At 49.1% G+C, this 11,739-nt stretch carries 17 protein-coding genes and 1 pseudogene; 1 reads left to right on the top strand and 17 read right to left on the bottom strand.

The window, feature by feature from the left end; all coding sequences use genetic code 11:
• Positions 1-200 precede the first annotated feature (200 nt).
• A complete protein-coding gene (gene bfr, locus IQ219_RS09390; protein WP_194018941.1) occupies positions 201-674 on the top strand; it encodes a bacterioferritin in 474 nt (157 codons plus the stop codon).
• A 457-nt stretch (positions 675-1,131) separates the two neighbouring features.
• Here the strand turns inward: bfr and rplY are convergent, their stop codons facing one another.
• From rplY to IQ219_RS09475, 17 genes and pseudogenes are all read right to left on the bottom strand, one after another.
• Positions 1,132-1,428 carry a 50S ribosomal protein L25 gene (rplY, locus tag IQ219_RS09395; protein ID WP_041425930.1) on the bottom strand — a complete coding sequence of 99 codons (297 nt, stop codon included), beginning with the start codon at positions 1,426-1,428 and terminating at the stop codon, positions 1,132-1,134.
• 46 nt (positions 1,429-1,474) lie between these two features.
• Positions 1,475-2,806, bottom strand: coding sequence for an adenylosuccinate synthase (locus IQ219_RS09400; protein WP_190596088.1), 1,332 nt, complete (start codon positions 2,804-2,806; stop codon positions 1,475-1,477).
• A gap of 296 nt (positions 2,807-3,102) precedes the next feature.
• A complete protein-coding gene (locus IQ219_RS09405; protein WP_194072431.1) occupies positions 3,103-3,282 on the bottom strand; it encodes a DUF2949 domain-containing protein in 180 nt (59 codons plus the stop codon).
• Between the two features lie 387 nt (positions 3,283-3,669).
• Complete coding sequence (gene rpmE, locus IQ219_RS09410) at positions 3,670-3,915, bottom strand: 50S ribosomal protein L31 (RefSeq protein WP_190596091.1); 246 nt, start codon at positions 3,913-3,915, stop codon at positions 3,670-3,672.
• A gap of 46 nt (positions 3,916-3,961) precedes the next feature.
• Positions 3,962-4,375 carry a 30S ribosomal protein S9 gene (gene rpsI, locus IQ219_RS09415; protein WP_010871951.1) on the bottom strand — a complete coding sequence of 138 codons (414 nt, stop codon included), beginning with the start codon at positions 4,373-4,375 and terminating at the stop codon, positions 3,962-3,964.
• The gene (gene rplM / locus IQ219_RS09420; protein WP_010871952.1) at positions 4,375-4,830 is read right to left on the bottom strand and encodes a 50S ribosomal protein L13; all 456 of its coding nucleotides are present in this window, start codon (positions 4,828-4,830) and stop codon (positions 4,375-4,377) included. Before rplM ends, rpsI begins: the two co-directional genes overlap by 1 nt.
• 64 nt (positions 4,831-4,894) lie before the next feature.
• Entirely contained in the window at positions 4,895-5,722 is an 828-nt protein-coding gene (truA, locus tag IQ219_RS09425) for a tRNA pseudouridine(38-40) synthase TruA (protein WP_194072432.1), read from the bottom strand.
• 17 nt (positions 5,723-5,739) lie between these two features.
• Positions 5,740-6,090 (bottom strand): 50S ribosomal protein L17, encoded by a 351-nt coding sequence (gene rplQ, locus IQ219_RS09430; RefSeq protein WP_010871954.1) that lies wholly within the window; start codon positions 6,088-6,090, stop codon positions 5,740-5,742.
• 77 nt (positions 6,091-6,167) lie between these two features.
• Complete coding sequence (locus IQ219_RS09435) at positions 6,168-7,112, bottom strand: DNA-directed RNA polymerase subunit alpha (protein ID WP_190596096.1); 945 nt, start codon at positions 7,110-7,112, stop codon at positions 6,168-6,170.
• A 108-nt stretch (positions 7,113-7,220) separates the two neighbouring features.
• Positions 7,221-7,613: a 30S ribosomal protein S11 gene (gene rpsK, locus IQ219_RS09440; protein WP_010871956.1), complete on the bottom strand. Its 393-nt coding sequence runs from the start codon at positions 7,611-7,613 to the stop codon at positions 7,221-7,223.
• 48 nt (positions 7,614-7,661) lie between these two features.
• Entirely contained in the window at positions 7,662-8,045 is a 384-nt protein-coding gene (gene rpsM, locus IQ219_RS09445; protein WP_010871957.1) for a 30S ribosomal protein S13, read from the bottom strand.
• An 82-nt stretch (positions 8,046-8,127) separates the two neighbouring features.
• Positions 8,128-8,244, bottom strand: coding sequence for a 50S ribosomal protein L36 (gene rpmJ / locus IQ219_RS09450; RefSeq protein WP_010871958.1), 117 nt, complete (start codon positions 8,242-8,244; stop codon positions 8,128-8,130).
• A 137-nt stretch (positions 8,245-8,381) separates the two neighbouring features.
• Positions 8,382-8,609 carry a translation initiation factor IF-1 gene (gene infA, locus IQ219_RS09455; RefSeq protein WP_010871959.1) on the bottom strand — a complete coding sequence of 76 codons (228 nt, stop codon included), beginning with the start codon at positions 8,607-8,609 and terminating at the stop codon, positions 8,382-8,384.
• 119 nt (positions 8,610-8,728) lie between these two features.
• The gene (locus tag IQ219_RS09460) at positions 8,729-9,286 is read right to left on the bottom strand and encodes an adenylate kinase (protein ID WP_199309525.1); all 558 of its coding nucleotides are present in this window, start codon (positions 9,284-9,286) and stop codon (positions 8,729-8,731) included.
• Positions 9,287-9,457: 171 nt separating this feature from the next.
• Positions 9,458-10,786, bottom strand: a complete 1,329-nt coding sequence (secY, locus tag IQ219_RS09465) for a preprotein translocase subunit SecY (protein ID WP_190596102.1) — start codon at positions 10,784-10,786, stop codon at positions 9,458-9,460.
• Positions 10,787-10,887: 101 nt separating this feature from the next.
• Positions 10,888-11,331, bottom strand: coding sequence for a 50S ribosomal protein L15 (gene rplO / locus IQ219_RS09470; protein ID WP_190596104.1), 444 nt, complete (start codon positions 11,329-11,331; stop codon positions 10,888-10,890).
• 68 nt (positions 11,332-11,399) lie between these two features.
• A pseudogene (locus tag IQ219_RS09475) lies at positions 11,400-11,739 on the bottom strand (30S ribosomal protein S5); the annotation flags it as partial.

The raw sequence follows: 11,739 nt of genomic DNA on the forward strand, positions 1-11,739 counted from the left end.
CAAATCAGCCATAATTGATTCAGTTTAGGGTCAGAGGGGGACGCTGCCTTGGAGAGAAAGGCAATTTTTCCGGGGGCAAAACATTAGAATAATTTAAACAATTTGTTGCTGTTGGGGTAAAGAAGCCCATCACTGTGCCGTGAATGGGTAAAAATGGAAACAACAACATTAACCGAAACCCCACATCAGAGGATAACAGCATGGAAGGCAACCTAGAAGTCAGACAACACCTCAACCAAGCGCTGAAATTACAACTTACCGCCATTAACCAGTATTTTCTCCATGCCCGCATGTGCAAAAATTGGGGGCTAAATCACCTCAATAAGTACGAATACAAAGTATCCATCAAGGCAATGAAACAGGCTGATAGCCTGATCGAGCGCGTTTTATTTTTAGAAGGGCTGCCCAATCTCCAGAATTTAGAAAAACTTCTCATCGGCGAAACGGTACCGGAAATCCTGGACAATGATCTGACCATGAACCAGGGCATTAGGGCAGGCTTAGTCAACAGTATTGCCTTCTTTGAAACCCGACGGGACTATGTAAGCCGGGATGTGTTGTCGGAAATTCTTGAGGAAACCGAAGAACAAATTGATTGGTTAGAGTCCCAACAATGGCTGATCAGCAATTCTGGACTAGAAAATTATCTCCAATCCATGATGGGCGAAGACTAAACCAAGATATGGGCACTATGGATAGGGCATCTCTCCTTTCATCGTGCCTGTCCAAGCCTGTCCAAGTACGAACATGGGCTTGGGGGACCTTTGCGGCTGGTGATCTTTTTCCCAGAAACCATTCTCTTCTTCGCCTTTCCTAGGTGGTCTAGTTCGGCACGGCTTCATTGTTCTGCGCAACCAAAATGTTTTCAAAAATCAATAAGTTGTAGCTACTTAAAATAAAATTGAGGTGGCAATCTTTTGTAAAAAAATTGTGTTGCAAGTATTTTAGTGTGCTGCTCCGCTGTGCTTTTCATTGAATCCGCTATACCAATAAAAAGCTCTCCTTAAATCTAGTCGACTAAGGAGAGTTGCAAATTCAGGGGCGAAATTTAAATTTGGACAAAGTCCGCTAATCTCCCCAACCATTGGTTTCTAAAGTGTTTCCCTATCCCCAGGAGCTGAGGGAATATCGTTACTTTTTGCCAGCAAAGAAAGCTAAATGATAAAGATTGCGGCGCCAGGGATGGCACTGAATTTCCTGCACCACCGCTTCCCCTTCCCAGGAAAGATGGGGAATTTTAACTTCGATGGGGGTTTCCTTGACGGTGACACTCCGCAACATGGTGATAGCTGTTTTGTGGTCTACCACCAGGGAAATGGACTCAGCGCCATTGTGACCATAGAGGGTGGCGGGAATTAAACCTTCCCGACGCAAAGCTCTAGGATTGACTTTTTCGGGACGTTGTTGACATTCAATGGAAAGGGCCATGGTAATACTCGTAAAAATAATAATCAGGGTTAACAAAGGGGCAAACCTAAGCCACTGGGTCGCCGTTGGCATGGAGCAAGGCTCGTTTTGGCCCATGGATGGGGTCTTCGACAATAATTGTCTGATCCCGACTGGCCCCTAGGGAAACGATGGCGATCGGCACCTCCATCAATTCCGCCAGGAACTTTAAATAATCCAGGGCCTGGGGAGGCAAATCCTCCAGGGTGCGACATTCCTCTGTGGAACACTGCCACCCAGGGAGGGTTTTATAAATGGGCTGACACCGGGCAAATTCCGCTGCGTTGCCGGGGAAATGATCACAGGTTTTGCCATCTAATTCATAGGCAACACAAACCTTAATTTCCTCCAGTTGGTCCAGCACATCCAGTTTGGTAATGGCCAAACAATCTAAACCGTTAATACGCACAGCGTAGCGCCCAATCACCCCATCAAACCAGCCACAGCGTCGCCGCCGACCAGTGGTGGTGCCAAATTCCGCTCCCCGGTCACAGAGATGTTGATTTAGTTCCCCATCCAATTCTGTGGGAAAGGGGCCTTCCCCCACTCGGGTGGTATAGGCTTTAGCGACACCGATGACTCGGTCAATCATAGTAGGGCCGATGCCAGCGCCCACACAGGCTCCCCCTGCAATGGGGTTGGAGGAGGTGACGTAGGGATAGGTGCCGTGGTCTAGGTCCAGGAGGGTGCCCTGGGCTCCTTCAAAGAGAATATTTTTCCTTTGATGTATGGCCTCGTAAATTTTCAGGGAACTGTCCACCACATGGGACCGCAGGCGATTGGCATAGGTGGTGTATTCCGCAATCACCGTTTCCGGATCCAGGGGAGGCAGGTCGTAGAGTTTATCTAAAACAACGTTTTTATACTCAACGGTCCAAAGCAATTTTTTCCGGAGAATTTCGGGATTCATTAGATCCACCACCCGAATTCCCATGCGCTCTGATTTATCAGCGTAGGTGGGGCCAATGCCTCGCCCAGTGGTGCCAATTTTATGTTCTCCCCTTTTTTCTTCCGATGCCTGGTCTAGCAAGCGGTGGAAGGGCATGGTCACATGGGCAGTCTGGGAAATATACAGGCGATCGAGGGAAACATCTAACGCTTCCAACTGGTCAAATTCCTGCAATAGGACTTTGGGGTCAATGACCGTCCCCGAACCGATGATACATTCTGTATCTGGATAGAGAATACCCGAAGGAATGAGGTGGAGCTTAAAAGTCTGATCGTTAACTACAATCGTGTGGCCTGCGTTTACGCCCCCCTGGGGCCGCACCACCACATCCGCTGATCGACTTAATAAGTCGGTGATTTTACCTTTTCCCTCGTCGCCCCACTGAGCGCCGATAACAATAACGTTAGCCAAGAGCTTTTATTATAAGAAAGTTCACACAAACTATCACTATCACACTTTTGGGGTTTGGTGTCAATATTTGCAGTCTTGTTCTTTTAGATAAATCTTCCTGTCCGTTACTATAACCAAGGTCGGATGAGAAAGATTGTGATCACTTTAATTTAAATTGATATCTCAAAAGATATGGAACCCAGTAAGCAATGGGATTCAATAGATAGGTCATCTCATTTTCATTCTAATGTTTGCCCATGATAAGGCCGGGCACCACTCTGAAAAATTCTTGACGACTTGTACCTAACAGTGGGGCACTAACCCCAATGATCCAAAAGACGATCCAACTGGGATGTATCAATCAGACCATACTGCCAAAAAATAACTGGCAGATATGAGGGCATGGCCTCGGTTTGTTTCAGTCCCCAGGCAATTTGCTCCGCTGACAGTGAAAATTCCTTTTTTAATAGTTGAATCAGATTTTTGGACACTACCATGGACTGCTCCCGGGGAAAGAATTAATTTTTAATTTTTGTTCACAATTCTAGTAACGACGGTCAGTGTGTCTTACCCTAACGGCGATCGCCTCGGGGGCGGAACTGGGCTGGAGTTGTTGGAGCAGGGCAAAACCTAGGACCAAGAAAGCGCAGACGGCAATTAACATACAATTCACTTTGTAAACTTATGTTAACAATCCTATCGGTTCCTCTCATAATCTGCAATGGGGTATTTACCGACCTTGGGCAGCTCTTTTCTGGCCAGCAAAAAGCCAGACCGTCAAAAGGCCTGGCTCAAAAAGACTCAAAAAAGATATTAAGTCAAGGTTTAGTTTTCCCAAAGGCATACCCAGAGGGAATTTGGCAGTAAAGAAAAAGTTGGCTTACTTATTTCTTTTTCTTATCTTGTTTGTCTTCGGCGGTTTTTTCCTTCATGCCATACTTACGCATAAAGCGGTCAACACGGCCTTCCGTGTCAATAATTTTTTGGGTACCAGTGTAGAAGGGGTGGTTACCGGACCAGATCTCTACGTTGATTTCTGGCTTGGTGGAACCAACGGTCATAATCACCTCTCCGTTACAGGTGACTTTGGCATCGGGATACCAGGTGGGGTGAATGTCAGCTTTTGGCATGGTCAGTCCTAATAATTCCAATAGAGTGGTAAATCCAAATCTCCAATTAACGTTTGGAGTACTGGGGGGCCTTACGGGCTTTATGGAGACCGTATTTTTTCCGTTCTTTGGCTCGGGGATCCCTGGTGAGATAGCCCTCCGCTTTTAGGGGTTGACGATTTTCCGGGGAAAGTTGGCACAGGGCCCTGGCCACACCTAGCTTCACGGCATCTGCTTGCCCTGTTAGGCCGCCACCGTGGGCATTGACCAAAATATTGTATTCCCCTTCCAGTCCAAGGGTTTCTAGGGGCGCTTTCAAGCTTTGGATGTAGTTGGCAATGCGGTTGAAGTAAATTTCCCCAGGCTTACCGTTAACAATTACTTCCCCCTGACCGGGCACAAGACGAACCCTGGCGATCGCCGCTTTACGACGGCCGGTGCCCCAATAGACGACTTTATTGCTGGAATCGTTGGCTTGCATTAGTTAGCTCCTGCAGGAATAGTGTTGATAACAAGGGTTTCGGGTTGTTGAGCTGCGTGGGGATGGCTAGGGCCAGCATAGACTTTCAGCTTAGTGAACAACTTACGGCCGAGGCTATTTTTGGGCAACATTCCCCGGACAGCACTTTCGACAATTCTTTCCGGTAAACGAACTTGGAGTTTTTCAAAGGTCTCCTCCTTCATGCCCCCGGGGCGGCCGGAATGGCGACGGTACAACTTTTGCTCCCGTTTTCTGCCGGTAACTTCTATTTTTTCCGCATTAATAATAATGACAAAATCACCGGTGTCCATGTGGGGGGTAAAGGTGGGCTTATTTTTACCCCGTAAAATGGTGGCCACTTCGGTAGCAAGACGGCCAAGGCGTTGACCCTCAGCATCAATTACGTACCATTTGTGGTCTAGGTTGTCGATGGTTGGTAATACAGTTTTGTTCATAGTTTTCAAAAATACCCCCGCTTAATAACGGGGCATAATTATTTGCCTTGCTAATTTGGTTCGGCTAGCCAGTGAATTGCCACAGAGGCTGACTATCAAACCAAAGGGAATCAGGCAAGGGAAAATTTTCATAACCGACCCGCAGTAGGCATAAACCCTTGGCGGGGGCAGCATATTTAACCAAATCCCGCCGCTGATTAACCCAAATATTATCGAAGTCAGTCAGACTTCGTTGTCCAGAGCCCACCTCCACCAGCAGGCCCACCAGTAAGCGCACCATGCCGTAAAGAAAACCATTGGCTTGGATTTCTAGATAGACCATGGGCCCTCGACGGTAACAGTCAACCTCCTGCACCTCCACCCAGGAATGGGTCCGGGCTGACCCGGCTCGGTGGAAAGCCGCTAGGTGATGTTTTCCTAGCAGTGGTTCCATGGCCGCCTGCATGGTCTTCTCCTGGAGGGGAAAACGGTAGTAGTGCCAACTGTAAGCATCGGTGAACAGATTGGGCCACTGATCCGTATATATGCTGTAACGATACCGTCGCCACAGGGCAGAAAAGCGGGCATGCCAACGGCTATCCACCGCCGCTGACCCTCTCACTAAGATGTCCTGGGGAAGATGACCATTCAGGACTTTACTCCAACGGTGGGGAGGAATTTGTCCCACCGGGTCATCAAAATGGGCCACCTGGGCCGCCGCATGGACCCCGGCGTCCGTTCTACCGGCACCATGGAGAGTGACGGGCTGACCCACCACTTTGGCGATCGCCAACTCCACTTCCTCCTGAATAGAAGAAAAATTAGGTTGACGTTGCCAGCCATGGAAACGGGTGCCCAGATATTGCATCACCAAGGCCACCCTTTGTTTACCAGCAGACGGAGAGGAAGGCATCAATACAAACCGTCTAATTAGACCAATTCAATCACAGCCATTTCCGCATTGTCACCCCGGCGACGCAGAGTCCTGATAATGCGGGTATAGCCACCATCTCTATCCTTATAGCGGCTGGGAGCATCCGCAAATAGAGCATGGACTGTGGGCTTGTCGTACATGTAACCTAGGGCCCGACGACGGGCAGCCAGGGAACCGTCCTTAGCCAAGGTAATCATGCGGTCTACCTCGGAACGCACCGCCTTAGCCCTAGCCTTAGTGGTCTTGATTTGCCCGTGGCGGATCAACTCTGTGGTCAAAGCCCGCAGGAGGGCCTTTCTTTGGTCAGCGGGCTTCCCCAACTGAGGCACTCGACATCTGTGTCGCATGGTAACTGAACTCCTAAAAAATTAACAACAGGGGGTTACTCCAAGGCCAGAAGCAGTAGTCAAACCCATTGAGCTTGTTAAGCTTTAGCCTTTTCGTGGGGCAGGGTAATACCCAAACGTTTTTGCAGTGCCTCAATCACCTCTTCCGCGGATTTGAGACCAAAATTCTTAATTTCCAGTAGATCTTCTTGGCTATATTCCAGTAGATCCGCCACGGAATTAATCTGGGCTCGCTTCAGGCAGTTATAGGCACGGACAGAAAGTTGCAACTCCTCAATGGGAATTTGACTTTCTGGGTTAACCTCGTCCTGGTAATCGCTATGGGCCGCTTCCAGCTCATTGAGATCCTTAAGGGGGATAAAAAGATTAGCAATAATGTCAGAGGCTTCCGACAGCGCTTCCCGAGGCTGAATACTGCCATTGGTCCAAATGTCTAGAATCAGCCGATCCTTTGGACTCATGCCATCGGCTCGGATATCTTCCACCGTGTAATTGACCTTGGTCACCGGCATAAACACCGAGTCAATTTGGAGAAAATCCAGGGATGAATTTTCGTCCTTGCCCCGCTCGATAATCCGATAACCGACGCCCCGTTCCACCCGGAATTCCATTTCCAGTTTGGCTCCCTCTGCCAAAGTGGCAATGTATTGGTTGGGATCAATAACCTCCACTTCCGAAGGCACCTCAAACTGGGCCGCTGTCACCGTCCCCGGACCGATCGCCGTTAAACGGCCAATCTGGGGCTGATCGGTGTAGCTTTTGAGCACAAGTTCCTTCATGTTCAGCATAATTTCCAGAACATCCTCCCGGACCCCTGGAATAGTGGCGAACTCATGGTTAACCCCCGCAATGCGGATAGCCGTTACCGCGGCTCCGGGCAAGTTGGACAACAACACCCGTCGCAAAGCATTTCCCACCGTCGTTCCCTGGCCCCGGTCTAAGGGTTCAAGGGAAAATTTACTGTACTGCTGTTGATTTTTTCTGGTGCTGGATTCCACACACTCAATTTGAAACTGCGCCACTAACGCGACCTCCCTTATATCTCCGTGTAAATAGCTTGACCGACGCTATCTCAGTCAGAGGAAATTACGATTTGCTCAAAAAAGCTGTTAGCAAAAAATCTAACTGTCCTAGACCCGACGGCGTTTGGGGGGACGACAACCATTGTGGGGGATGGGGGTAACATCCCTGATCAGGGTGATTTCCAAACCAGCTCCCTGGAGGGCCCGGATGGCAGTTTCCCGACCAGCGCCGGGGCCACTCACCATTACCTCCAGTTGCCGCATGCCCTGTTCCATGGCCCGACGGGCGGCGGAGTCAGCAGCGGTTTGGGCGGCATAGGGAGTGCCTTTTTTAGCTCCTTTGAAACCGCTAGAACCAGCGGAAGCCCAGGAAATCACATCACCGCGAATGTCGGAAATGGTAACAATGGTGTTGTTGAAAGTAGATTGAATGTGGGCCACCCCGCTAGGGACATTCTTTTTTGCTTTTTTGGGCCCAGTTTTTCTGGTAGGACGCGCCATAATGATTGCTTGAAAGCTTCAATAAACAGGACAGGGATGGGGGGAAGATTATTTCTTCGCTGGGGTCTTTTTCTTGCCGGCAACGGTCAAGCGGCGGCCCCGACGGGTACGGGCGTTGGTTCTAGTACGCTGTCCCCGCACTGGTAAGCCTTGGCGATGCCGACGACCACGATAGGTGCCGATGTCTCCAAGACGTTTGATGTTCATGGCCTCCCAACGACGGAGATCACCTTCGATCTCATAATTTTCGTCGATGTAGGTTCTTAACTTCAGCGCATCTTCATCACTGAGATCTTTGACTCGGACATCGGGACTAACCCCGGTTGCGTCCAGAATTTCATGGGAGCGCGACAGACCAATACCGTACAGATAAGTGAGGGCGATTTCCACACGCTTATCCCGAGGCAGGTCAACACCAGCTATGCGTGCCACGTTGATTTTCCTCTAAATAAGTTCAATAAATTTATGGAGTAGGGTTTAAGACAGACCAGAATGGTAATCACTAGGGGAACTGCTAACCTTGACGCTGTTTATGCTTGGGGTTGGCGGAACAGATGACCATCACACGACCGCGCCGACGAATAACGCGGCACTTATCACACATTTTCTTAACGGAAGCTCTAACTTTCATGCCTGATTTTCTTTGGCAACACTGCAAGCTCTTAATTATAACAAGTTATCGTGCCCGTGTCATGGCAAATATTAAATCAGCTTTCCCCGCCGAGGGGAGGCATTAATTTTTAGCCTTTGCCATCGTCAAATTAATGATTACTTTTTATTTTTAAGACGATAGGTTATACGCCCCTTGGTGAGGTCGTAGGGGGTTAATTCCACCTTGACCCGATCGCCGGGGAGAATTTTGATGTAGTTACGACGAATTTTGCCGGAGATGTGGGCCAAAACGTTGAAACCATTGTCAAGGTCGACCCTAAACATGGCATTGGGCAATGACTCCATCACCGTGCCTTCCATCTCAATTAAATCTTGTTTAGACAAGCGGTTAATGACCTCCTAAAAATAGAATGGAATAAAATATCGAAAAAAGCGCCATCTTTAATCATAACAAATCTAGGTTGCTCCATTGGCCAACCTATGCTTGGCTTGACATTTTCTTCCTAGGGTTTGACCAGTTTTTCTAGGCTGGCGGCGATGGCTTCCACCGGCTGGTTGCCGTCGAGGGAATAAAGTTTGCCTTGTTCCTGGTAATAGGCCATGAGGGGAGCAGTTTGCTCTGTGTAAACCAGCAGCCGATTACGAATGGTGGCTTCGTTATCATCCGCCCGCCCCCTGGCCAACAGGCGTTCCACAATCACTTCATCGGGAACTTTAAGGTTAATGACCCAATGGGTGCGGTGACCAATATTAACCAACAACTCATCGAGAAAAATTGCTTGGTTAACGTTACGGGGAAAGCCATCCAAAATCCAGCCAGCTTTGGCATCTTTATGACCCAATCGCTCTTCAATTAACCCCAGGATTAGCTGGTCGGGCACCAGTTCTCCCCTATCCATATAACCCTTGGCCTGGTTGCCCAACCCTGTGCCATCGGCGATCGCCTGGCGCAACATATCCCCAGTGGAAATATGGGGAATAGCAAGGGTGTCCGCCAAACCCACCGCTTGGGTACCTTTACCAGAGCCAGGGGCCCCTAGAAAAATTAAACCTTTAGCCATGGCCATAGTCCTTAAAAACTCCAGAAAATTACTATTAAAAAGCGGTCAAGGAAATGTCTGTGTCAACTTCCCCCAACCGCACCATTTGTTTAACGATGTGATCAACAAAATTGCTCCATTGATGCACGATCCATCGTTACCAATTCGTTCCCATCAATGCCCAAGGACACCCTAGGGCTGTTTGATCATCCCTTCATAACGCTGGGAAATGACATAGGTTTGGATTTGTTTTGCCGTATCAATGGCGACCCCCACCAAAATCAACAGGGATGTGGCCCCCAAACCCTGGAAAGTAGTCACTCCGGTAGCCTGCTCCACAAAAATGGGCAGAGTAGCCACAAAACTGAGAAAAATTGCCCCTAAAAAGGTGAGACGGTTAAGCACTCCTTCTAGATATTGCTCAGTCTTTTTCCCAGGGCGAATACCAGGAATACTAGAACCCATCTTTTTCAGATTTTTTGATACGTCCTCTGGGTTAACAATCAGACTGGCGTAAAAATAACTGAAGAAGAAAATCATCAAGGAATAAACCACGGTATAGACCCAAGTACCGGGGCGCAAAGCGTTGGAAATTTGGACGAGAATTTCCCCAAACCCTCCTAAACCTTCATTGCCAGTGGCAAAACCAGCCAGGGAAGAAGGCAAAATCAGCACAGCGGAGGCAAAAATAATCGGCATTACCCCCCCTTGGTTCAAGCGTAGGGGCAAATAGCTAGTGCGCTCCCGATAGAGCTTTTTACCCACCTGACGACGGGCAGAAATAATCGGAATGCGCCTGGTGCCTTCCTGTACAAAGACGATACCCACAATCATGACCAGGAAAACCAGCATCAACAGTACCACCGCAGTGATGGACTGCCTGCCCCCGGACTGGGCATACTCAATGGTTTGACCCAAGGTTTGGGGTAGGGTGGCCACAATATTGACAAAAATCAACAGGGAAGCACCGTTACCAATACCCCTTTCTGTAATCAACTCCGAAATCCACATCACAAACATGGAGCCGGCGGTGATGGCTAAAACCGTTTGAAAAATAAATAGGGGGCCATAGTTGTTGGCATAGGGGCGCAGTAAACCAATGGTCAAACCCAAACCTTGGATAATGCACCAACCAAAGGCAATATAACGGCTGTATTGGGAAATTTTCCGCCGCCCTGCTTCCCCTTCATTTTTCTGCAAATCTTCCAGGGCAGGAATGGCCGCTGTTAGCAGTTGCATGATGATGGAAGCGTTAATGTAGGGCAAAATGCCCAGGGCAAAAATTCCCACGGTGGATAAACCACCCCCGGTAAAAATATTTAAAAAACCAATAACGGAGTTATCGTTGATGGCCTGGCTAAAGGCCTGGCGATCAATGTCCGGTACCGGGATGAAAATTCCCACCCGGACTAGAATTAGTAGCCCAATAGTAATAAGCAGCCGACCCCTAAGGCCAGCCGCTTGGGCCATCTGCAGGAAAGTTTCCTGGGCAGAGGGGGCTTTGTCTCGACTTACGACCATTTATTTATACCTGAGTAAAAGTGCGAGGGATGAAGCAAAACAATGAATTAACCTATTATCCCCTTCTCCCCGGCGATGGGGAAGGATTTTGGTTACCATTGTTAGCCCTGCGCCACCACACTGCCACCGGCTGCTTCAATTTTGGCTTGGGCCGCTTTGCTACAGGGAGCATGGACGGTGAGAGCTACGGCTAATTCTCCGTTGCCCAGGATTTTTAAAGGGCCGTCGTTACTAGTGACAATACCCGCTTCCATTAAGCTTTCCAGGGTGACCACGGTGTTGGGGGCTAGACCGGCCAACTTACCGACGTTAACCACAGTAAAATGCTTAGGGTTGTAGAGGGGAAAGTGTTTTAATTTAGGCAGACGACGGTAGAGGGGCATTTGTCCCCCTTCAAAACCAGCTTTGGTACCGGTACCGGAACGGGATTTTTGGCCCCGCATACCAAAACCACAGCTAGCGCCTTGCCCTGCCGCAATACCCCGGCCAACACGGCGACGGCGTTTTTTAGCACCGTCATTGGGAGAGAGTTCGCTCAAATTCATGGCTAATATCAAAAATTAAGTTCACAGGAGATGGAATTTTCACCTACCAAAGGCTTAGGACCTTGGGCTTAGGTGTAGAGATGCTCCACGGCAACTCCCCGCTCTTCCGCCACTTCCGAGAAAGTGCGCAGAGTTTCCAGGGCGTTGATGGCAGCCCGGGCATTGTTGAGAGGATTATTGGAGCCTAGTTGTTTAGCTAGGATATTCTTAACTCCGGCCAGCTCTAGCACAGTACGAACAGCGCCACCGGCAATTACCCCGGTACCAGGGGCGGCGGGACGAACCACCACTTTGGCTCCCCCGGAAACCCCATTGGTGATATGAGTAATGGAATTGGATTTGGTCAGGGGCACTTCAATCAGTTGTTTTTTGCCATCGGCTACCCCTTTACGGACGGCTCCGATTACG

Source organism: Synechocystis sp. LEGE 06083, from assembly GCF_015207725.1.
Taxonomy (GTDB): domain Bacteria; phylum Cyanobacteriota; class Cyanobacteriia; order Cyanobacteriales; family Microcystaceae; genus Synechocystis; species Synechocystis salina.

Bases quoted from the DNA above. Each gene is read 5' to 3' on its own strand.
- truA (WP_194072432.1), bottom strand. From the start codon at position 5,722: ATGCCTTCCTCTCCGTCTGCTGGTAAACAAAGGGTGGCCTTGGTGATG.
- bfr (WP_194018941.1), top strand. From the start codon at position 201: ATGGAAGGCAACCTAGAAGTCAGACAACACCTCAACCAAGCGCTGAAA.
- rpsI (WP_010871951.1), bottom strand. From the start codon at position 4,375: ATGCAAGCCAACGATTCCAGCAATAAAGTCGTCTATTGGGGCACCGGC.
- secY (WP_190596102.1), bottom strand. From the start codon at position 10,786: ATGGTCGTAAGTCGAGACAAAGCCCCCTCTGCCCAGGAAACTTTCCTG.
- rpsK (WP_010871956.1), bottom strand. From the start codon at position 7,613: ATGGCGCGTCCTACCAGAAAAACTGGGCCCAAAAAAGCAAAAAAGAAT.
- IQ219_RS09460 (WP_199309525.1), bottom strand. From the start codon at position 9,286: ATGGCTAAAGGTTTAATTTTTCTAGGGGCCCCTGGCTCTGGTAAAGGT.
- rplM (WP_010871952.1), bottom strand. From the start codon at position 4,830: ATGAACAAAACTGTATTACCAACCATCGACAACCTAGACCACAAATGG.
- IQ219_RS09405 (WP_194072431.1), bottom strand. From the start codon at position 3,282: ATGGTAGTGTCCAAAAATCTGATTCAACTATTAAAAAAGGAATTTTCA.
- rpmE (WP_190596091.1), bottom strand. From the start codon at position 3,915: ATGCCAAAAGCTGACATTCACCCCACCTGGTATCCCGATGCCAAAGTC.
- rplY (WP_041425930.1), bottom strand. From the start codon at position 1,428: ATGGCCCTTTCCATTGAATGTCAACAACGTCCCGAAAAAGTCAATCCT.
- rpmJ (WP_010871958.1), bottom strand. From the start codon at position 8,244: ATGAAAGTTAGAGCTTCCGTTAAGAAAATGTGTGATAAGTGCCGCGTT.
- rplO (WP_190596104.1), bottom strand. From the start codon at position 11,331: ATGAATTTGAGCGAACTCTCTCCCAATGACGGTGCTAAAAAACGCCGT.
- rplQ (WP_010871954.1), bottom strand. From the start codon at position 6,090: ATGCGACACAGATGTCGAGTGCCTCAGTTGGGGAAGCCCGCTGACCAA.